This is a genomic window from Phormidesmis sp. 146-20, from assembly GCF_052939475.1.
Map to the genome: position 1 here is coordinate 41,729 of NZ_JBJPHT010000025.1, position 22,548 is coordinate 64,276.

The following is a 22,548-nucleotide window of genomic DNA, read 5'->3' on the forward strand; positions in this document are numbered from 1 at the left end:
CTATTCACTAATTGATCACTAATTAACCGTTGCGACTTGTCTGTTTAGCTTAGCGAACTGCGACATCGTACACTTCGGTCTCTACGTCTACATCCACAATGTAGGGTTCGATCGATCGCTTAAACAGCGTCATTTCACCGTCGGCTTTTTTGAGATTGACGTGACAGAACCACTCCTCGTTGTTTTTCTCTGGATAGTCCAGCCGATAGTGATACAGTCCCCAACGGCTCTCTCGACGATATAAAGAGGAACGGGCTGCCATCTCTGCACAGTCGCGAATAAAGTGAACTTCCATACAGCGCATCAACTCGTGGGGATCACGCGCCCCCATCAGATCCAGGGTATCGTGATAGCGCACAAAGTTACTTAAGCCAAGCTCCATTTTGTTGGCTGATTTGGGCGGTTGTAAGTAATCATTCACCAAGCGGCGCAGTTTGTATTCGACCTGAGTATGGGGGACTCCGTTGGGGCGATCGAGCGGGGCATAGATTCTGGCTTTTTCAGCTTCTAGAAACTCGGAATCAGGCTGAACTTGATCTAAATTCTGGCTATATTCCACCGCATTTTGACCCGCCAACCGTCCAAACACAAATGCACCAATCATGTAATTGTGCGGCACACTTGCCATATCGCCAGCCGCATACAGTCCGGGTACAGTGGTTTCTGCCTTTTCGTTAACCCACACTCCAGATGCACTGTGACCACTACACAATCCAATTTCTGAAATGTTCATCTCAACGCCGTGAGTTCGGTAATTTTCGCCCCGCCCTTCGTGAAAGCGACCTCGGCTCGGACGCTCGTTTGACCAGAGGATAGACTCAATCTCAGAGATAGTGGTTTCGTCTAGATGGGTCATCTTGAGTTGAACGGGCCCTTTACCAGAGTTTAGCTCTTTCCAGACTTCCAACATCATTTGACCGCTCCAGTAGTCGCAGCTAATAAAGCGATGTCCTTCTGCGTTGGCGGTATAGGCCCCAAACGGACTGGCAACATAGGCACAAGCTGGCCCGTTGTAATCCTTCATCAGGGGATTAATTTGAAAACACTCAATGTTACTTAGTTCCGCGCCAGCGTGGTAGGCCATTGAGTAGCCATCTCCCGCATTGGTTGGGTTTTCGTAAGTCCCATACAGGTATCCAGAAGCGGGTAAGCCAAGTCGCCCACAAGCACCTGTGCAAAGAATCACAGCCTTCGCTTGAATCACAACAAAGTCGCCACTTCGCACATCAAAGCCGACTGCCCCGATCGCTCGTCCGTCTTGCACCAAAACACGAGTTGCCATGACTCGATTTGTAACGTTGACTTTGTGCCGTTTGACCTGACGCGCCAAAATCGTCTTGAGATCTTTCCCTTCTGGCATCGGCAGCACGTATTTACCCACCCGATGCACTTGCTTTAGGTCATAATTTCCCTGGGTGTCTTTCTGAAACTTCACACCCCAGCTTTCAAGCTCTTGAATCACCTCAAACCCAAGCTTGCCTGTCTGATAAACCGCTTTCTGATTCACAATGCCATCATTGGCGATCGTCACCTCCCGAACGTACTGCTCAGGAGTCGAATTGCCCGGAATCACAGCCGTATTTACGCCATCCATGCCCATTGCGATCGCGCCACTGCGACGAATGTTGGCTTTCTCCAAAATTAGAACGTTTCCTTCTGGGTTTGCCTGTTTGGCCTTAATTCCTGCCATTGTTCCGGCAGTGCCGCCTCCGATCACAAGAACGTCGGTTTGCACCCATTGTGTATTGACTTGAGTATCCACTCAGATCTCCTTTTATCAGTGATCAAACTATCAGTGATCAAAACCGCGATCAAAACGTTGCAGAGTCTCTAATTCTAGCTAATCCAGTTCCATACTCTTGAGCGTTTCTTCTCGAATTAGCTCAAATACTTGACGGTTCAGATTAATAAACTCTGGGGATACGATACTGTCAATGTGACGAGGACGCTCTAGAGACACGGTAATCTCAGCTTTGATTCTGCCCGGATTCACGCCCATGACCAGGATTCGATCGCTTAAAAATAAAGCTTCCTCAATATCGTGCGTCACAAACACAACGGTTGGCTTGAGATCGCTCCAAATATTTAGTAATAGCTCCTGCATCATTTGCCGGGTCTGTGCATCCAGTGCAGCAAATGGCTCATCCATCAACAGCACCGAGGGAGAGTTGACCAACGCTCTGATAATACTCGCACGCTGCTGCATTCCTCCCGAAAGTTGGTAGGGGTAAGAATTGCGATGTTTATAAAGCCCGACTCGATTCAGAAACTCGTCCACCAACGCTTTCCGCTTTGATTTCGGCACTCCCTGGATTTTGAGACCAAATTCCACATTTTGAAACGTCGTTTTCCACGGAAGTAAAGAGTACTGTTGAAAGACAAAGCCTCGATCGGAACTCGGAGACTCAACGCGCTGTTGATCCACGATTACGCTGCCCTCGGTGGGCTGAATAAACCCAGCAATCACATTCAGAATTGTTGACTTGCCACAGCCCGATGGCCCCAATAAACAAACAAATTCACCCGGATTGATGCTGAAATTGATGGAATCAAGCACATGAGTAGACTGGCCCTTACGCTTGAAACAAACCGACAAATCTTCAATCTCAACAGATCCCCTCGCCGATCGAACAAAGTGCTTCTCTGCCAGTGTTGCCATGATCACCGATTCCCTGAGTGCAAATGATACCAAAACGGAAGCGTACGGCAGCTATCCTATTTGAGTGGTGAGAATTGGGTGATTAGTCCTGAGTGATTCAGTCATCATGAATGGCTAAGAACAAATCACTCAAAACCCGCTATTTCAAAGTTCTCACAACTGATTTAGAACTGCTATTTGTGTACAGCGTGTATACAGCTATGTATTTTGCTTCTTTGTGACCCGCCAAGGCATCAGTAGTCGAGTTAGCTGATCGACTAAATAAGCACTCAGCGCACCCATCAAACCGATCAGAAGCATTCCCATGACGATCGGTGGATAGTTGGAGGTGACATAAGACTCCCAGGTGAAATAGCCCACTCCATATCGACCTGCTAAAATCTCAGCCGTAACCAGGCAAAACCAACAGCTACCCATGCCGATCACGAGTCCGCTAGAGATACTTGGCATTGCCCCTGGCACCACAATATCCTTAAACAGGTGCCACTGCTTTGCGCCCAAACATTGCCCCACCCTCAGCAACAACAAATCCGTGCTTTCAACGCCCCGAATCGTGCTGATCAAAATCGGGAAGAATGCACCAATAAAGGTGATGTAAATCATTCCCGCTTCTGAATTAGGAAACATCAGGATCGCCAGGGGAATCCAAGCAACCGCTGGGATCGGTCTCAACAACTCCAAGGGTAAGAAGATTAAGTCTTCAACATTCTGAAACCAACCAATCAAAATACCCAGGCTAATTCCTAGAGCGGCGGCGATCGTGAACCCAGCCAACACGCGAACAACACTTGCCTGGATATGCACCATCGGATCGCCCGAAAAGAACTTTAGCGTCGATTCCAGAACCTCCACAGGAGAAGGCAAAAACTCGAAGTTGATGAAAAATTTGAACCTGAGAGCACAGAGAAGTTGCCAAATTCCGAAAAATAGAATTAGAGAAAGCAGTCGCCTCAGCAGCTTGGCATTGACTGGTGAATAAGCAGACGATCGTCCGTTTCGGCGTACGGCAAAACGCTGAGTTTTAACAGCAGATAAGCTTGTCTTAGCGAATAAAGGCTCAGAAGACGGGACAGGCATTGTACACCTCTTAATGATAGAAACCCCGAAAAGCACTTGCTGGAGGTAACCCTCAATCCTGAATCGGCTCACAGCCAGGCTTATTTAGCACTGACCAAGATGCCTAACTGAGCAGTTTGAGAATAGGCTTGCTGCAACGCTTTAAAGTCAGCAACCTTAGCGCCCGTCTTACTTGCAAAGACTTGAGCATCTTTTTCAGTCAGAAATGCGGAAACCTCCTCGCCATTACGGACATAGAAAGAATTATCCGCCAGTAGTTTCTCACCAGTGTTGCGATCGTGAACGAAGGTCGCCCCGATCGTCCGCTTATCTACCTTCTGTTTTTGCAGCATTGCCATCATATTTTTAATAGAAGCAAAGCTCATCACCTTGTTTTCACCTTTGATCCAAATCTGAGCCGCCAACTTGGGATCTTTGATTGGCTCTTTGGTTTGAGCATCCTCACCTGTAATCACAGAGCTACTATTCGCGACTTCATCGTAATTCAGCCCCATCTCTTTCATCGCTTGCCGCAAGTAGCTATCATCCGCCCACTTGGGCACGTCGTCTGGGTTGACGGTGGCATCCAACCGACCCAGTTGTTTCAGGGTCATCACGCTATTCTTGAGGGCATCAAAGTTAACTTGGCGGATCGTTGGATTAATCTGCTGAACCCCAGAGGGCCCTAGAAACATGTAAACCACTTCTCGCTCAATCCCTGACCATTTCTCGACCTTGGTGGCTAATTCCTCTGGTTTCTCACGAAACATTTTGTTTGCTTCGAGTAGCGCTTTGAGATAGCCCACAACGATTTCTGGGTTTTCTTTTACAAAGTCTGAACGAACCAGGACTCCATGAAAGGTTGGAATTCCTGTTTGTGCTCCGTCAAAAATCTTTCTGGCAAAACCTCGATAAGGAAACAATTCACCAAAGGGAACAAAGTTGGCGTGGGCAGCAATCTGACTGGTTCTTAAACTGCTTCCTCCCACCTCTGGCGTTTGGCTCACGAGGCGTAGATCTTTTTGGGGATCAATTCCCACATCTTTCAAAGCTTTGAGCAACATGCCGTGAGCAGCAGACCCAAAAGGAACAGAAACGTCTTTGCCTCTCAAATCTTCCAACGTTTGAATGGGGCTGTCTTTAGGAACCATGACAGCATTACCCGCGCCAGTCACACCATAGGCAAGGCTTGCGACATATATGGACTTGACTCCGTTTCCTTTCTGCTGAAACGTTGTCATGTTGATTGTCGATGGAAAATCACCCATCATCCCAATATCGAGCTGATTTGCCAGCATTTTGTTGGTTACGGGTGGCCCTGATGTATGGCTTGACCACTCAATTTTGTACTCTACATTTTCATACTTGCCCGTTCTCGGTAAATGCTTCTCCAAAAGCTTCTCTTCACGAATGATCGATCCGCCCGTAACCATATTGATGGTTGGGTCTTGGGTGCCGATCGCAATGCGAATCACTTTTGCAGAATTTTTGCTTGAGGCGTTGCTTACAGCAGGTGCACCAGTGTTTGAGTTACTAGTAGAAGTCTGACTAGAGCAGGCGCTTGTAAAAACCAAAGAAACAGTTAATAGACAAAACGCAAGCTTTTCTGGCAAAAAAATCGGGGACATACGCATGGTAGAGATAGATCTTTAGTTGAAATGGACTATCAGTTTGACGAGGAGAAGGTGAGGGCAACCGTAACCGATCGGGTTAGAACTTATAAAAATCACTTTGCGCTAGTAACTTTAGACCAACAAAGTTAGAATCTTCAAACTGCGGACAGGGGTGAGCACTTGAGCGTACCGCAACACAATTACTCGTCATCACTTCGCCTAGACTCCTTTGCGAGAACAACTTAATCTAATCGTTTCTGTAAATTTCTTTAGAACTCTATTTTTAGAATTCTTAGGCAACATTCATGTGACAGGTTAGCACAGCCTTTAGCATAAATAGTAAGCACCATAAAAATTTTGTGTTTAGTATGCAGTCATGACAATTTCTTAACGTGAACATGCATAGAGAAAAACTTAAGTCTGTATCGGTCACATCAATTCAGGCAGTTTGCACAACTTAATTAGTTTATTTGAATTTGAGTGAACTTGAAACTCCATTAAACAGGCTTTTTAATTAACCGCTCTGTAAAAAACGATACAGCCCCGGTTACCGTAAAAGCAATTACTAAATTCGATACTTTGTTAGTTCTAATACTTTATTAACACCATCACATTATTAAACATGACACTGAGGATTGATCCTAAAAGACAGTATCTGTCTAAGTATTAATCCGACTAGAAAAATTTGAAAGCTACGAGTAGTGAAGCGATCGAGACATCGCTCGTCCTCTATTCTATGGTTTTGGCTGTACTTTCTAGGGAAACAAGTTTTGGTTTGGTTAGAAAGAATGCTTGCTGAAAATTAGACGATGCGATCGACCAGGAATATAACTTTCTACGATAGTAAAACAATGATTACACAGAGGTCGTATTAAATACTTGTATCATTTAATTTCCAAACTCTGAGCTGCGATCGCTTTCTACTTAGATCAACAACGCTGGATGTGATTTATTTTACTGTCACTTATAAACCTAACATTAAGTTTTGCTTGACTTTGGCAATACCTGTTGACAAGAATGGATGAGGCAAAAGATCATGTGCTTGCGACTTAGATCCTTAATTGAGTGTCAGCTTGAATAAAATGCATCTATCCGGATAACGTCGCTGAAACTCAGTTGCTAGAACTTAGTCGCTTAAATTTACTGGAACCTAAATGTTTTAGATGTTTCACGGAACGGGGTTGCAGATACAGTAGTGTTACGAATACAGTAGTGTCACGACTTCTTTTGCCACTTGTCAGAAAATACGATTCCAGGGGCTTCACCAAGTAAAGGTTTCAAAAGTAAAGGTTTCAAAAAAAGCCTGATGACTCTTCAAGCGGTGGCAAAGAACAAACACACTAACTAGATACGGTTCTCCATAGCTCGTCGGAATTCTAGTATTGTAAGCAGAGCTTAGTCATCTATGTTGTTGATTCACAATTGTTGACTCACAGGTTGACTCACAGGTTGACTCACAGGCTCATCTCAACAAGCCATTATTCCGATCGCTAAAAGTGATTAATTCTGAGAGGCGCTGAAGTCGTCGGTGCATCGCTGTTGCGCTCACGTCATGCCACTCCCTTACCTTGTCGTACTTACATTTACTCTCGTAACGAGTAGATAGGTTTGCCATAGTAAGGGACTAGCGCGGAAATGAAGTACCCGCTAGAAATGGATTTTGGTAGGGACATGGTATTGCCATACTTCTACACGAGTACATCATTCATCCGCAAGTCGCCAAGTGGTGGTCAATAGCTCGGTTGTGTAACGGAATGAAACAGCCATCAAATCTTATTGGTCGGATTTGTCTGTATTGTGAGCGGCTCTTTAATTTTATTTACATACTTAAGTTTTCTCCCACTGCCTACTTGACTAGACTTTCGATTTTATAGGGGTGCTTCTTGTAAGCTGCAATGTCTTTCCAGGGTGGGTTTCAGCTTACGGCCTGAAATTTAGTTAAAACGCCACTACTTAAGACATGAAATTCGTTTCTAGAGTATTGACGGAAGCTCGATTCGTTTTGAGGTGCAATTTTCTATGCTGTTAGCCATCAAGCAACGGTTTCCTCTTTTACAGCATGGGTGCATCCGCTATAGCAGTCCTCAATCAGTTGTAAGAATCTTGAAATAGCACGTTCTTAGTTCTTGACCGTTAATTGACGGCTAACCACTAAGGACTAACCACAGAATTTTTACCACTCAAATGGCATAGCTATAGTTTGACCATTCGTTCGATAAGCATTAATTTCTGCTCTTCTGGTGTCTCCTTCTTGGAGCGACTGACCGCCAATTCCCTACTGTTGAAAAGGTTTGTAACATGGCTAAAACACCCGCTAAGACCACTCCCCGGAACACAACTCAGAATCAAACTGCGGTAGACAGCATTCACGATATGGATGCAATAGCAATTCAGCTTAATCCTGTCCATGCAGCCCTTCAATCATCTCGATCGACGATAGCGGATCTAAGCAGAGACAGTTTACAAATACCTCCACAGGTGGGACTCGTTGGTTGGTGGCAGCGACTCAGCGTTAGGGTAAAAGCAACTGCTCTCGCGATCGTGATTGGCACAACGCCAGTATTGATCATTGGAGGAGTCGCCTACTACTTCGCCAATCAATCGATTACGACTCAAACTGAGGAATTTGGGAAGTCAAAAGCCGCAGACTTACAGAATAAAGCAAGTTTATTCATGCGCGATCGACTTGAAGATATTAAGGGGATCGCAAACCTGGATGCTTTTACAGATCCCGAATTACGCTCAAAGATGAGTGCACAAGACAAGGCAGAAGTTCTCACTCAGCTTCTTGAGAGTTACAGAAACTACGACAGCATTGCTATTTTTGCTCTCGACGGGAATGTGATTGCTCAAACCCCAGGTTCACCCCTGGATAACCAACTTAATCAGGACTATTTTCAGGCTGCACTCAAGACCAACGGCGCAATCTTAAGCCAGCCAGTTGTTTCAAAAAGCTCAGGCATCTTCAGCGTTGAAATCGCTTCCACGGTCAAAGACAAAGTAACGGGTCAACCGATCGCAGTCGTCCGCGGCCGGATGCCTGTAGAGTTCTTAGAAGATGTGATTCGCAACTTTGGCACTCAAGGAATTCAATACTATCTCCTTGATGCCTCTGAAGAAATTTTCATTGGCCCGACAGGAACAACCGAAGGAACGAGGGTGAGAGCAATCCCTTCTTCAGGGGTACAAGCTACAGACTTTAAAGAAGTGTACAGCCCAGTGTTGCCTGGCGATATTTATCCTGACTTTAAAGACTTAAAAGCAGCAGAGCAAGCGGATGTTGCCCTGTCTACCAACACAAGAACAAAGACTGAGCAACTGCTCGCTTATAGCCCTCCTGTTACAGTGCAAGGACTGCCAGACCTTAATTGGCGAGCAATCATCTCGATGGATACCGCAGTCGCGTTCGCACCACAGCAACAGCTACTTTCTACTTTGACCATTGGAACTGGAATTACGGCCTTGCTCGTCGCGATATTAGCCACACTCATTGCAAACCGAGCGACCCGTCCAATCCTTGCGGCGGCGGCAGCAGTTGAGAAAATTGGTCAAGGTGATTTGAAAACTCGTTTACGCATTCGAGGTGAAGACGAAGTTTCCTCGCTAGGAGACAACATTAATTACATGGTTACTCAGCTACAACTTTCATCAGAGGCGCAAACCTTTGAAGCTAGCCAAGAACGTCAACTGACCGCAGCAAAAGGATCAGGTGTGGTACGGGAAAAGGATCTTCAATTGATCTTTGATCAGGCAGTCGAAGATTCTCGTCGGCTTCTCAAGCTCGATCGCATCGTTATTTATCGCTTTGATACTGGTTCCAGCGGAGTGATTTCTGAATCAGTTGAGGCAGGCTGGTCTAGTGCTCTGGATGGAAACATTAGTGATTCCTGCATACCAGAAGCGCTACGCGAAACTTATCGAGAGGGGCGGATTGTTGCGGTGAGTGACGTAACTCAGGCAAACTTCCATCCAGAGCATTTAAAGTTGCTGGAGGGTCTAGAAGTCAAAGCTAGTCTTATCGTTCCGATCGCGAGCGCCAACCAACCTTTTGGCTTGCTGATAGCTCATTCCTGCTCGACAACTCACGATTGGCAAGAGTTTGAGATCAACTTTCTCAAGCGGCTCGGTTATGAGCTTGGACTAACCATTTACCGGGTTGAACTACTGGAACAAACCACTCGCCTCGCAGAGGAGCAACGTCAACTCAAAGAAGGACTACAAAAGCGTGCTTTAGAGCTGCTTCTAGAAGTCGATCCGATTAGTAAAGGGGATCTGACGACTCGCGCAAAAGTAACCGTGGATGAAATCGGCACGATCGCTGACTCTTATAATGCCACCGTAGATAGCTTGCGGAAAATCGTGCTGCAAGTGCAGGAATCCACCGACCAAGTGGTAGAAACAACTAGTACGAGTGAAACGTCAGTGCAATTGCTCTCAGGGGAAGCGCTTCGCCAAGCAGAGGAAATTGGTGTTGCCCTGGATCTGGTGAAAGAAATGGCGATTGCAGTTCGAGAGGTTGCAGCCAACGCAGAACAAGCTGAAGTGGCAGTGCGACTGGCAGCCGAGACGGTTAAGGAAGGAGATGAAGCGATGAACCGAACCGTTGATGGAATTCAAGCGATTCGGGTAACGGTTGCTGAGACAGCAAAAAAAGTGAAATATCTGGGAGAGTCTTCTCAGAAAATTTCTACGGTTGTAGACCTGATTAGCGCTTTCGCGGCTCAAACCAATATGCTGGCGTTGAATGCTTCGATCGCAGCCTCGCGCGCTGGAGAAGACGGGAGAAGCTTTGCAGTCGTTGCCGAAGAGGTACGGGCACTAGCGCGACAATCGGCGGATGCGACGGGAGACATTAAAAAGCTAGTTGTCAACATTCAAACAGAGACAAGAGAGGTGGTTGCCGCGATGGAATCAGGAACTGAGCAGGTGGTGATGGGAACAAAGCTTGTAGATGAAACTCGACAAAGCCTGAATAAAATTACAGCCGTGAGTACTCAAATTGGTCACTTAGTTGAAGCGATCGCTCAAGCAACTGTGGTACAGTCCAAAACCTCTGAGACGGTTGCTGAAACTATTCAAGATGTGGCAGCGATCGCAAATAAGACCTCCAATGAAGCCAATCAAGTTTCTTTCTCTTTTGCACAACTCCGAAAAGTGGCTCAAACGCTTCAAGAAAGTGTAGGTAAATTCAAAGTGAGCTAATGTTCTTCTACTCTCTACTTCTTACCGCTTGTCAGGCTAAGACAATGATAACCCAGCAACAAGCCTGATCACTAACCACTGAATTACTGGGCTACTATAGCCATCCTAAATCAGTTGTAAGCATCTTCAAATCGCGAGTTGTTAGTGATTAGTTCTTAGCCATTGATTGCGGCTAGTCACTAACTACTGAATTCTCACAAATCAAATAGGATAGCCATATGGCACTTGACCCTGATATTCGTGACCAAGCTTACCAGTTTTTCGTCGAAGAGGCTCCTGAGTTACTACAGATTCTCGAAGTAGGGTTACTGACGTTGAGACAAGAACGCAGTACTGCCAAAGTTCATAACTTGATGCGGGCTGCTCATTCCCTGAAAGGAGGCGCTGCGAGTGTGGGCTTGGATGCGATCGCGACCCTGGCTCACCGACTTGAAAATGTTTTTAAGGCGCTCTACAGTGAAGCCTTGGAGATTGATGCTGACCTAGAAAGCCAATTGCTGCAATCTTATGATTGTCTTCGATTGCCTCTGATGGAGCAGATCACTACGGGAACTTTCGACCCAGAAGCCGCTTTAGCGATCGCAGATTCCATTTTTAGCCAACTTGAGGAACGATGCGGCGATACCCTGCTCCAGGCAGATAGCTACCTTCCTAGCTCAACTGATCTGGGAGTCGATATGATTTCCGCCATTTTTGAAGTAGATGTTGCTCAAGGCTTAGAGCGTTTGGCGAGGGTGATCTCTCATCCTCAAGAGTATGAGGTTGCTGGAGAAGTCAGGGCACAGGTTGAAGTCTTTGAAGGGTTTGCTGAGTTTTTGAACTTGCCAGGGTTTGGGGCAATCGCTAAAACAGTACAGCAGGCCCTGAATGCTCATCCCGATCGCGCTTTAGAAATTACCCAACTAGCACTCGCTGATTTTGAATGTAATAAACAGGCGGTGCTAACAGGCGATCGCTCTCAAGAATTTGGCCCTTCTGCTACATTAGCAGCCTTGGCAGGCATTGATGCAAGCGTCTTAAATTCAACGACTCCTCACGAAATACAGCCTGCTGAGACAGAAGAAACGATCGCAGATCTCGAAATCTCGCTTTCTCTGTTACAAAGTACTTTTGGTGGCACGAATGTTGAGTTTGACTCTACAGAGATACTAGAAATAGAAGCATCCACACCGTCGATCGAGCCAATAATCGAACCAATAATCGTTGAGCCTTCGCTGCAAAACAACACGGCACCTACCTTTCCAACAGATCTAGCAATTAACCCTGCCGATCTCAATCAACACGCTCAGACGGGACAATTAGCGCGACTCGACCACCAGGCTGATGGACTGCTCCAGGTTAGTCAATCTCTTGAGCTATCTCCACTCAATCAAGCGAGTCAGACTATCTACAATCAGCAACTTGAAGCACCCTCTCCTCCTAGTTTGACTGTTCGAGTTGATGCAGAGCGACTGGAACGAATCAATAATTTAGTCGGCGAACTAGCCATTAATCGCGATGGTCTTTCCCTTCAAAATGATCAGCTACAAGGCTCACTACGAGAGCTACTCGATCGTTTCGCACAATTTCAAAAGATGGTGCATCGCATTGGGAAGCTATCTGATCAAATGCTAATTGCACCGGAGCGGCAACACCCAGGTAATAAGCCAGTCTCAGAACGGGGAGGAGAACCTGATAAAACGTCTGCTAATGTCCATCATCTCGTTTTTCCTAGTTTTGCATCGACTGAATTTGACCCGCTCGAAATGGATAACTATGGAGCTTTACAGTCTCAGGTTCAAGAGATCCTTGAGAGCATGATGCAAATGGAAGAAACGGTTGAGGACATTGCGTTATTCAGCAAACAACCGCATCAAATGCTAATTCAGCAACGTCGGATGGTGACTCATCTGAGAGACGAGATCATGCAGGCACGAATGATGCCGCTACATGAAGTTTTGAATCGGTTTCATCGAGTCCTGCGAGACCTATCGACGACTCACCACAAGCCTGTTAGCTTGACGCTGATCGGCGCTGAGATCTTAGTTGAAAAATCAATCCTGGAAAAACTCTACGACCCATTGCTGCATTTACTCCATAACGCTTTCGATCATGGTATTGAGCCTTTAGAAGTCAGGCAACAACGTGACAAACCAGAACAGGGGCAGATTATAATTCGGGCGTATCACAAAGGAAATCAAACGATTATTGAAGTCAAAGACGATGGGCAAGGGCTAGATCTCGATCGGATTCAGAAGCGAGCACTTGATCTGGGATGGCTTTCTTCTGAACAACTTGCTGTCACATCCCCTAATCAGCTTTGCGAATTAATTTTTGCACCAGGATTTTCAACTGCCCAGCAGGTTAGCAGACTTTCTGGGCGAGGAGTGGGGCTAGATGTGGTGCGATCGCAGTTGCGCTCAATCAAAGGGACTGTCACAGTAGCTTCTACTACCGAGCGGGGAACGACCTTTACTTTACAGTTACCACTAACCCTGACCATTGCGAATTTAGCTGTTTGCTTGACTGGCACTACTGCACTAGCTTTGCCGATCGACAGCATTGAGGAAATTGTCACTCCAAAAATTGAAGAAGTTCGACAATCAGGCACACAGCGCTTTTTATACTGGCAAGAGAAGATTATCCCAATTGATCGGCTTGCTAGTCTTTTAGACTATCGTTGTCCACTGCCAGATGCTCCTCTCAGCAAAACGTTAGTCGTTGTGCCTTCTCCTGAGACCTGGGCACTGCCAGTGCTAATTTTGCGTCAAGAGCAGCAGATTTTTGCTTTGGAGGTTGATAGTTTGGTCACCGAGCAAGAGTTAGTCATTAAGCCTTTCAGTGCTATACTCGCACCTCCTACATACGTTTACGGCTGTACTGTTTTGGCAGATGGTAGCTTAGTCCCAGTCATTGATGGCGCGGCTCTATTGAGTCTAAACCAAGCACAAAGCAGAAGTAGGATTGCACCCACAAAGGAATCCGAACTACTTGCTGTTTCTAACAGTCAAACATTGTCAGTTAGCGAACGCTCAACCTTTATCAAAACAACTCAAACTCCCACAGTTCTTGTGGTCGATGATGCTGCGTCCTTACGGCGACCTCTAGCCCTAACTTTAGAAAGAGCAGGGTTTCGAGTTTTACAAGCACAGGATGGTTGGGAAGCGATCGATCAGTTGCGTCAAAATTCACCTATAGAACTTGTGATCTGTGATATTGAAATGCCTAATATGAATGGGTTTGAGTTTCTTAACTACCGCCGTCAAGATGCTCAACTCTCACTTACTCCTACGGTGATGCTTACGTCTCGCAGCAATGAAAAACATCGCCGACTAGCAATGCAATTGGGTGCTACCGCCTACTTTACTAAGCCCTATCTAGAACAAGAGTTTTTAGCAGCACTCAAAAACATCCTCGATTCCTGCAAAATTGCATAAGCGTTGAAAAAGCTTTGTTGGGCAATCTAAAATGCTTTGATGCGGCTGGTTATGCGGTAGAACGACGATTCCCTGTTATTACAGCTCTCTACTGACCTCCTCTAGGCTATCCGAGATTTTGCACAATTGGGCTGCTCCCAGATTTTAATGTTTTTCAAATGGTTTCCCATTCAGGAAAGAAGTTGCCAAAAGAGAATGTTAATTTTGGTTCTCTCCCTGGCGATGTCCCTGAGCTACTCAGCCTGCCGTGCTGACAACAGTATGCCTCTGCTTTCAAAACTGCTGACTCCTCCTATTTTTTGAATTTGGAATTGCTGCCCTAAACCCTCCCTCCTCTCTCCTCCCTCCTCCCTCCTCTCTCCTCCCTCCTACTCAATCAGCCCCCGTCCCTTAATTTCTGCTAACTTTTCTTCGGTCAACACTTCGCCCTGAGTGTAGTAGCCAGCCGCTTTTTTGGCCTCAATCTCGACCATCGCATCAGCGGGAATCAGTTCGTCAGGAATGGGAACCCGTTCGATAATTTGAATGCCCGATTGGGTAATCGCGTTGTACTTCATATCGCTCATTGAAACGAAGCGATCGATGAGCGTAATTCCCAACCAGTGCAATACATCAGGCATCAGTTCTTGAAAGCGCATATCTTGAACGCCCGCTACACACTCAGTTCTGGCAAAGTAGGCATCCGCACGATCGCCCCCCTCTTGACGTTTGCGAGCGTTGTAGACGAGAAACTTGGTGACTTCTCCCAGCGCCCGACCTTCTTTTCTCAAATAGACAATCACACCCGCGCCGCCTTCTTGAGCCGTTTGGATGCAGGCCTCAATGCCATGAACGAGATAAGGGCGACAAGTGCAAATGTCTGATCCAAACACATCCGATCCATTACACTCATCATGCACCCGAACGGCGAGCGGCTTGTTGGGATCAGTAATGGCAGCCGGATCGCCCACGATGTAAACCGTCAGACCCCCGATCGGAGGCAAAAACACCTTGAGATCTTGACGAGTAATCAGATCGGTAAACATGCCGCCTGTGTGTTCATACAACGTGCGACGCAGCAAACTTTCTTCAACGCCCAGCCGCTTGGCAATGCCGGGAAGATACCAGACAGGCTCGATCGCCGCCTTAGTTACAACCAAATTGCCCCCGGGTTTCATGATCAAACCATCTTCTTGCAATCGACCTTTGGCGACGGCTTCTTGCAGTTCTGGCATGTTGATGTGGGCTTGCGTGATGGCGATCGACGGTCGAATATCATAGCCCTGTTCATACAAATCAGAATAAACTTCGCCCACCAAAGCGCCAAACGGATCGAGTGAAACAATGCGATCGGGGTCAGCCCAGGCAGGATGTGGCCCAAGGTGCGCCGCCGGGGAGGTATTTGTCAAGTCTGCGCGATGGTTGGCTTGTAGACTGCCACTGGCCACCGCTAGAGCGCGATAGACGGCGTAAGAGCCTGAGTGAGTGCCAATCACATTGCGATGAGCGGGATTGAGAACTGTGCCAATAATTGGGCCACGTTTGAGCGGATCGGCGGCTCCCCAATGAAGGGCGATCGGCTTGGGGCCAAATTGAGCCGGGTGAGACGACAGAACAATATGCTTTTGTTGTGGATTGACAGATTTACCAATCATGAGTAGACACTCCCTTTCACCGTTATCAGGACGCGATCACTTGGGCAACCAAAGCGAGAAATTCATCACATTCACTTTGGGTTAGAATCCATGATTTTAGCAGCAGAATTTTACATCTCGAAGTATTCTAAAAGGCAGAAATCTTTACCTTTCCAAAGGCTTAACCCTTGAGTTAGATAAGCTTCAGGCTTTGTTGTCTCGCAGCGCTTGAATGATCTGCAAGTTTGCTTTGGGAAAGGGGTACTGATCCAAGTCTGACAACTCAACCCAGCGCACTTCATCACAGGCGATCGCTTGCGGTTCTCCACTCACATATTGGCAATGATGTACATTCAGCCTGACTTTAAAGTGAGTATAAGTGTGGTCAACGACCATTAAGCGATCGCCCACTTCAATCTCAATGCCGATCTCTTCTTGAATCTCGCGCCTGATGCAAGCCTCGATCGTTTCACTGGGTTCGACTTTTCCACCCGGAAATTCCCATAAGCCACCCAATAAGCCGTCTGATTTGCGGCGATCGATGAGAATCTGCTGCTGGTCGTTCCAAATTACTGCTACGCCAATTTCTTTGTGGGGAATGGGGGCACGCGCTTCTGACATAGGCACCTGAGATTGCATGTCTAGATTGTAAGCCTGACAGTGCAATTGCCAGGGACAAATCAAACAAGCAGGATGGTGAGTTGTGCAAACTGTCGCGCCCAGATCCATGATCGCCTGATTAAAATCTCTAGCGTGGTCAGGATCGATCGCGATTTCAGACAGGTTCCATAATTTTGGCAAAGCTTTACTGGGAGGCACTTCTAATGCGATCAGTCGGGCTAAAACTCGCTTAACATTGCCGTCTAGAATGGCGATCGACTGATCAAAGGCCGCGCTGAGAATGCCGCCTGCCGTCGTGCGACCGATTCCAGGCAGGGCGAGAACGTCTGTCGGATCTTGCGGAAACGTTCCATTGTGAGTTTGAACAATCTTCTGCGCGGCTTGATGCAGATTTCTAGCACGAGCGTAATAGCCCAACCCTTCCCAGGCTTTGAGAACCTGTTGTAAATCGGCAGATGCTAGAGACGCGATCGTCGGAAACTGAGCCAGCCAGCGATCGTAATAAGGAATCACCGTCTTTACCTGCGTCTGTTGCAGCATGATCTCTGAAACCCAGATTGCATAGGGGTCACGAGTTCTGCGCCAGGGCAAGTCTCGACCGGATTGGGCATACCAGGTGAGGAGCGATCGTCGCAGCGCCAACACGTCAAAATTCGGCAGACCGTCTGTGTGATCTACCGAATCTTGCTTACGATTCAAAGCTTTTTGGAAAGAACTACTATTCTTTGCCACAGGTCAGTAATCTTTGTAGACGCAACCAGTGACTCATCATCTAACTACTCTCCGGGTTCGGCAACCTCAAAGGATTTCTCAAAGGTCATGCGCTGTTCGGCATTACGAATGAAATAACCGCTCATCATGGCAGAAGCCAGCAGTCTACCAAGATGCTCTCGACTCGTCGTAATCGTAATGTCAAAGCTTTCGGCAGGCAAGCCACCCAGCAGACCAATGATATTGCGCTCCATCACCTGAAAAACATCAGATGAAGACGGCTTTGAGAGTTGAGCGATCGTTTCTGGGCTAAGAGACTGCACATACTGCCACAGCAGTCCAGGCTCGCCACCCTTGATGAATTCTGGAACTTGATTCGATGTGTCGTTCACGTTAACCAACCTCGCTGAGAGGACTGTATCGTTCTTTTGTTAAAACTACTTTAACAACTCAAACACCAACTGGGAGTCAGTAGAACCGAACTTAAAAGGTGGGATTGTCTACACTCGGAGGGATGAGGGATGAGGGATGGATTAGAACTTTTGGTTACTTTCAGAGAGGAATTCTGGTTCAAAGTCCCTCACTCGTGGGGGATTTAGGGAGCGTTCCCGGATCTAAAAGCGAAGCGTTCATCGAACTGACGTTAAGTCAAAAAGCGGAACGATCGACTGTCCGATCGCTCCGCCTTACCCTACAAGCTCATCCAAATCAAACGAAAGATCTCAGCATCGCACAAATTAATCAGAACGATCCTTTCATCCCTCATCCCTCCTCGCGCAGCGGATTACCCCCAAAGGGGGAACAGATCATCGAAGTTCTCCCTCATCCCTAACTCGCCAGATACTCACCCATGTCGCCTTTGCGCTTCCGTAGCTTGGTGAGGGCTTCACGCTCGATTTGACGGACTCGTTCGCGGCTGATGTTGAGCAGGTCGCCAATTTTAGCCAACGTCAAAGCTTTTCCGTCTTCTAAGCCAAACCGCAGCGCCAAAACTTCTCGCTGTTGAGGCGTGAGATCCGCCATCAAAGTCTCCAGATCCTTGCGAAGAGACGCTTGAGCCGCAAAGTCTTCGGGAGAGGGGCCCGTGTCTTCGAGCAGTTCGCCCAATTCGGTGTCTTGATTGTCGCCAACTCGCAGATCTAAGGAGAGGGGAGAGCGCGATCGCTCCAAATATTCCCGCACTTGCCTGGGAGTCAGTTCTAACTCAACGGCCAATTCTGCGGCGGTGGCGGCTCGTCCTAGTTTTTGAGCGAGAGCCCGCTGGGCTTTTTTGATTTTGTTGAGCTTTTCGGTGATGTGAATGGGGAGGCGGATGGTGCGGCCTTTTTCGGCGATCGCTCTCGTAATCGCTTGCCGAATCCACCAGTAAGCATAAGTTGAGAACCGATAGCCCTTAGTGGGATCAAATTTCTCAACACCACGCTGCATTCCGATCGTGCCTTCCTGGATCAGATCCATTAAGTCCACGTTGCGCTTGGTATATTTTTTGGCAACCGAAACGACTAAACGCAGATTGGCCTCGACCATACGACGTTTGGCAATTTCGCCCTCGGCGATCGCTTGTCGGATTTCTGTTTCAGACAACCCAACTTGCTGCGCCAACTGGATCTCATCAGGAGAATGACCCAGCGTCAGCGTCAGCGCCTCTCGCGTTTGGTTAATCAGCGCCAACTTTTGAACCTGTTTGCCGTAGAGAATTTCTTGTTCGTGAGTCAACAGGGGAACACGACCAATTTCGCGCAGGTAAGCACGGACTGAATCGGTGGGAGTTTGGACTGTCTTCATAACGCTGATCTCGAGTAGAAGTGATGGAATTATGAGTTTTTCTAGAAAGGACTCGGTTCGTTAAGACAGCAACCCTGAAGGGAAGGTGTCTCAAGCATTACACACCTCAATCAGCCCAATAGCGTATTGCTAGATGTCACTAGTACAGTGATGTCTTGATTATGGATGAAGAGGTTAAGCTTTGTAAAGATTATGAGAAACCTTTCGTCCATTTCTGGCAGATGAGTGGGGAAAAGCCGTAGGGGATTCAGTTTCAGGTTCTTTAATATACATACAGCTTACCCAGAAACGAATTTACTGAGTGCATCCTGTGAGACAGAATCGCAGATTTATTAGAAGATCGGTCAATAGTCTAGAAAAATTTAACGTTTTATTAAGTTTTTAGAGAGACGGGAAGCGCGGCTTCAAACCAGTCTTATAGATATACGGTCAGGGGTGACTGATTTTCATCTGCCGCATGGTAGATCGAACCTTAGAGCAACGAATCCAGGAATTATCGAATCGCTAGTATAGCTTATTCGCCAGATTTGATCCGTTCGTTGCTCAGGATTGAGGGCTAGGGGTGAATATAGTCCTGTAAGGCGCTGACAGTCAGGGGTTGAGACTGGAGAGAGCGAATTGCGGCAGCGGTGGCTGTTGCGCCTGCGATCGTGGTGATGATCGGAATCTTGTAAGTCAGAGCGGTGCGGCGGATCAGGCGATCGTCGGTGTAGGCTTCTTCCCCTGAAGGTGTGTTGATAATGAGCTGAATTTGTTCGTTTTTGATCGAGTCCAAAACGTGGGGGCGGCCTTCATGAAGTTTTAAGACTAGCTCGACTTCTAAGCCGTTTTCTTTAAGAACTTTGCGGGTGCCTTCGGTGGCGACGACTTTGAAGCCCAGGGACATCAGATCTTTGACGACGGGAACGACCAGCGTTTTTTCACGATCGTTCATCGAGACAAACACGGTTCCCTTAAGCGGCAAGCGCTGACTCGCAGCCAGTTCTGCTTTGGCGTAAGCTTTCCCAAAATCGGTGTCGATGCCCATGACTTCTCCAGTCGATCGCATTTCTGGGCCGAGAATCGTATCGGTGCCGGGAAATTTGTCGAAAGGCAAAACGGCTTCTTTAACCGAGATGTGATGGGGAATTTTTTCTTCGGTGAAGTTGAGTTCCTTAAGGGTTTTGCCGGACATGATGCGAGCGGCGATTTTGGCGAGGGGCTGACCGATCGCCTTCGAGACAAAGGGCACCGTCCGAGAGGCGCGCGGATTGGCTTCTAGAATGTAAACCTGGTCGCCCTGGACGGCAAATTGAATATTCATCAAGCCGACGACTTTGAGCGCTTTGGCGAGTTGAATTGTCCAGGTGCGAATTTGGGCCAATACAGGCTGTGTCAGCGTCACCGACGGAATCGAGCAAGCCGAGTCGCCAGAGTGAATGCCCGCCTGTTCGATATGTTCCATGATGCCGCCGATCGTCACTTCACCTGTGGCATCGGCGATCGCGTCTACATCAACTTCGATGGCGTTTTCGAGAAACTTGTCGATCAAAATCGGGTGATCTGGCTCAATCTGAACGGCATAGGTCATGTAGCGATCGAGTTCTGCATCCGAATAGACAATTTCCATCGCCCGACCCCCTAACACATAGCTAGGACGCACCACAACGGGATAAGTGACCCTCTGAGCGACTTTGAGCGCATCTCGGTAGCTGCGGGCCAGACCATTGGGCGGTTGCAGAATATCCAATTCGCGCAAAATCTTCTCAAAGCGTTCGCGGTCTTCGGCGATGTCGATCGAGTCAGGCGAGGTGCCCCAGATTTGGGTGTTGAGGGTTGAATCTTGCGTTTTGAGGGTTGCTAGGGCGGTTTGGAGCGGGACGGCTAATTTCAAGGGAGTCTGTCCGCCAAATTGGATGATCACGCCTTCGGGATTTTCGGCCTCGATGATGTTGAGGACATCTTCCTTGGTGAGTGGCTCAAAGTAGAGACGATCGCTCGTATCGTAGTCGGTCGAAACCGTTTCGGGGTTGGAGTTGACCATGATCGTTTCAAACCCATCGGCTCTGAGCGCAAACGACGCATGACAGCAGCAGTAATCGAACTCGATGCCCTGTCCGATCCGATTGGGGCCGCCGCCCAGGATCATGACTTTGCGTTTGTCAGAGGGCAATACTTCGGATTCTTCTTCGTAGGTCGAGTAGTAATAGGGCGTGAGCGCCTCAAATTCTGCCGCGCAGGTGTCTACGGTCTTGTACGCCGGAACGATGCCCAGCGATTTGCGGTAGGCGCGAACGTCATCTTCGGTGGTTTTGGTGGCGAAAGCGATTTGACGATCGCTAAATCCCTGGCGCTTGATCTGATAGAGTTGCGCTTTGCTAAAGCTGGTCAGCGTGGTGCGTTTGAGCAGTTTTTCGGTTTCGAGCAGGTCGGCCATTTTGTCGAGAAACCAGGGATCGATGTTGGTGAGTTCGTAGATTTCGTCTACGCCCATTTTCATCTGCATGGCATGACGGACGGTGAAGATGCGATCGGGGTTCGGAGTCCTTAAGCCTGCACGAATTTGTTCGAGGCTGGGCAACATTTCCTGGCGATCGCAGCCCCATCCGGCGCGACCTGTTTCTAGCGATCGCAATGCTTTCTGAAACGATTCTTGAAAGGTGCGCCCGATCGCCATTGCCTCACCCACGGACTTCATTTGAGTGGTCAGAACAGCAGGCGATCCTGCAAATTTCTCAAAGGCAAAGCGAGGAATTTTGGTGACGACGTAATCGATCGTCGGTTCAAAGCTGGCGGGTGTCTTTTTGGTGATGTCGTTGGGAATCTCATCTAATGTGTAGCCGACGGCGAGTTTTGCGGCCATTTTGGCGATCGGAAATCCGGTTGCCTTAGATGCCAGGGCCGAACTGCGCGACACACGAGGATTCATCTCGATCACCACCAATTCACCCGTCACGGGATTGATCGCAAACTGAATATTTGAGCCGCCTGTCTCAACGCCAATTTCGCGAATAATCTTGATCGAAGCGTCCCGCAGCCGTTGATATTCTTTGTCGGTCAGCGTTTGGGCGGGGGCCACCGTGATCGAGTCGCCTGTGTGAATGCCCATCGGATCAAGGTTCTCGATCGAGCAGATAATCACCACGTTATCCGCCAAATCGCGCATCACTTCTAGCTCATATTCCTTCCAGCCGAGCAGCGACTTTTCGATCAAAATCTGAGACACGGGGCTGGCATCTAACCCAGATTGAGCAATCTCCTCAAATTCTTTCTGGTTGTACGCAATGCCGCCACCCGATCCGCCCATCGTAAACGCCGGACGAATGATCAAGGGATAGCTGCCAATCTGCTTGCCGATCGTCTGCGCTTCTTCAGGAGTCTCAGCCAGACCAGACGGGCACACAGCCACCCCAATCCGCCCCATTGCTTCCTTAAACAGGCGACGGTCTTCGGCCATCTCGATCGCCGGGAGTTTTGCGCCGATCAATTCGACGTTGTACTTGTCGAGGGTGCCGTTTTTGGCGAGTGCGACCGCGAGATTGAGGGCAGTTTGTCCGCCCATTGTGGGTAGGAGGGCATCGGGGCGTTCTTTTTCGATGATCAGGGCCACCATTTCGGGGGTGAGCGGCTCAATATAGGTGCGATCGGCGGTGTCGGGGTCGGTCATGATCGTCGCCGGATTGGAGTTGACCAAAACCACTTCGTACCCTTCGTCTCGCAAGGCTTTACAGGCTTGGGTTCCAGAATAATCGAATTCGCAGGCTTGCCCGATCACAATCGGGCCAGAACCAATCAAGAGGATTTTGTGGAGGTCGTTGCGACGAGGCATAAGGGTTTAGCCAAACTCTTCGGGGTTAAATCCCAATCATTGTAGAGGCTTTCATTTACAGATT

Annotated in this window: 11 protein-coding genes; 2 read left to right on the forward strand and 9 right to left on the reverse strand. The window is 47.9% G+C overall.

Annotation, left to right across the window (positions count from 1 at the left end):
• Positions 1-49: 49 nt before the first annotated feature.
• From ACKFKH_RS19230 to ACKFKH_RS19245, 4 genes are all read right to left on the reverse strand, one after another.
• On the reverse strand, positions 50-1,762 hold the full coding sequence (locus tag ACKFKH_RS19230) for a fumarate reductase/succinate dehydrogenase flavoprotein subunit (RefSeq protein WP_446859948.1): 1,713 nt from the start codon (positions 1,760-1,762) through the stop codon (positions 50-52).
• A 78-nt stretch (positions 1,763-1,840) separates the two neighbouring features.
• Positions 1,841-2,659 (reverse strand): ABC transporter ATP-binding protein, encoded by an 819-nt coding sequence (locus ACKFKH_RS19235; RefSeq protein ID WP_446859949.1) that lies wholly within the window; start codon positions 2,657-2,659, stop codon positions 1,841-1,843.
• A gap of 198 nt (positions 2,660-2,857) precedes the next feature.
• Positions 2,858-3,736, reverse strand: coding sequence for an ABC transporter permease (locus tag ACKFKH_RS19240; RefSeq protein ID WP_446859950.1), 879 nt, complete (start codon positions 3,734-3,736; stop codon positions 2,858-2,860).
• Between the two features lie 80 nt (positions 3,737-3,816).
• Complete coding sequence (locus ACKFKH_RS19245; protein ID WP_446859951.1) at positions 3,817-5,343, reverse strand: ABC transporter substrate-binding protein; 1,527 nt, start codon at positions 5,341-5,343, stop codon at positions 3,817-3,819.
• Between the two features lie 2,283 nt (positions 5,344-7,626).
• Between ACKFKH_RS19245 and ACKFKH_RS19250 the strand changes: the two genes are divergently transcribed.
• Positions 7,627-10,530 (forward strand): methyl-accepting chemotaxis protein, encoded by a 2,904-nt coding sequence (locus ACKFKH_RS19250; RefSeq protein WP_446859952.1) that lies wholly within the window; start codon positions 7,627-7,629, stop codon positions 10,528-10,530.
• A 218-nt stretch (positions 10,531-10,748) separates the two neighbouring features.
• Complete coding sequence (locus tag ACKFKH_RS19255) at positions 10,749-13,946, forward strand: hybrid sensor histidine kinase/response regulator (protein WP_446859953.1); 3,198 nt, start codon at positions 10,749-10,751, stop codon at positions 13,944-13,946.
• 368 nt (positions 13,947-14,314) lie between these two features.
• Here ACKFKH_RS19255 and ACKFKH_RS19260 read toward each other — a convergent pair whose 3' ends face one another.
• From ACKFKH_RS19260 to carB, 5 genes are all read right to left on the reverse strand, one after another.
• Positions 14,315-15,580, reverse strand: coding sequence for a GTP cyclohydrolase II (locus ACKFKH_RS19260; protein WP_446859954.1), 1,266 nt, complete (start codon positions 15,578-15,580; stop codon positions 14,315-14,317).
• Between the two features lie 183 nt (positions 15,581-15,763).
• Complete coding sequence (mutY, locus tag ACKFKH_RS19265) at positions 15,764-16,912, reverse strand: A/G-specific adenine glycosylase (protein ID WP_446859955.1); 1,149 nt, start codon at positions 16,910-16,912, stop codon at positions 15,764-15,766.
• Between the two features lie 44 nt (positions 16,913-16,956).
• Positions 16,957-17,283, reverse strand: a complete 327-nt coding sequence (locus tag ACKFKH_RS19270; RefSeq protein ID WP_446859956.1) for a DUF760 domain-containing protein — start codon at positions 17,281-17,283, stop codon at positions 16,957-16,959.
• Between the two features lie 436 nt (positions 17,284-17,719).
• Entirely contained in the window at positions 17,720-18,676 is a 957-nt protein-coding gene (locus ACKFKH_RS19275) for an RNA polymerase sigma factor, RpoD/SigA family (protein ID WP_446859957.1), read from the reverse strand.
• A gap of 556 nt (positions 18,677-19,232) precedes the next feature.
• Positions 19,233-22,484, reverse strand: a complete 3,252-nt coding sequence (carB, locus tag ACKFKH_RS19280; protein WP_446859958.1) for a carbamoyl-phosphate synthase large subunit — start codon at positions 22,482-22,484, stop codon at positions 19,233-19,235.
• Positions 22,485-22,548 lie beyond the last annotated feature (64 nt).

Coding starts and splice junctions, on each gene's coding strand:
- ACKFKH_RS19255 (WP_446859953.1), top strand. CDS start 10,749: ATGGCACTTGACCCTGATATTCGTGACCAAGCTTACCAGTTTTTCGTC.
- ACKFKH_RS19275 (WP_446859957.1), bottom strand. CDS start 18,676: ATGAAGACAGTCCAAACTCCCACCGATTCAGTCCGTGCTTACCTGCGC.
- ACKFKH_RS19245 (WP_446859951.1), bottom strand. CDS start 5,343: ATGTCCCCGATTTTTTTGCCAGAAAAGCTTGCGTTTTGTCTATTAACT.
- ACKFKH_RS19250 (WP_446859952.1), top strand. CDS start 7,627: ATGGCTAAAACACCCGCTAAGACCACTCCCCGGAACACAACTCAGAAT.
- carB (WP_446859958.1), bottom strand. CDS start 22,484: ATGCCTCGTCGCAACGACCTCCACAAAATCCTCTTGATTGGTTCTGGC.
- ACKFKH_RS19260 (WP_446859954.1), bottom strand. CDS start 15,580: ATGATTGGTAAATCTGTCAATCCACAACAAAAGCATATTGTTCTGTCG.
- ACKFKH_RS19240 (WP_446859950.1), bottom strand. CDS start 3,736: ATGCCTGTCCCGTCTTCTGAGCCTTTATTCGCTAAGACAAGCTTATCT.
- ACKFKH_RS19235 (WP_446859949.1), bottom strand. CDS start 2,659: ATGGCAACACTGGCAGAGAAGCACTTTGTTCGATCGGCGAGGGGATCT.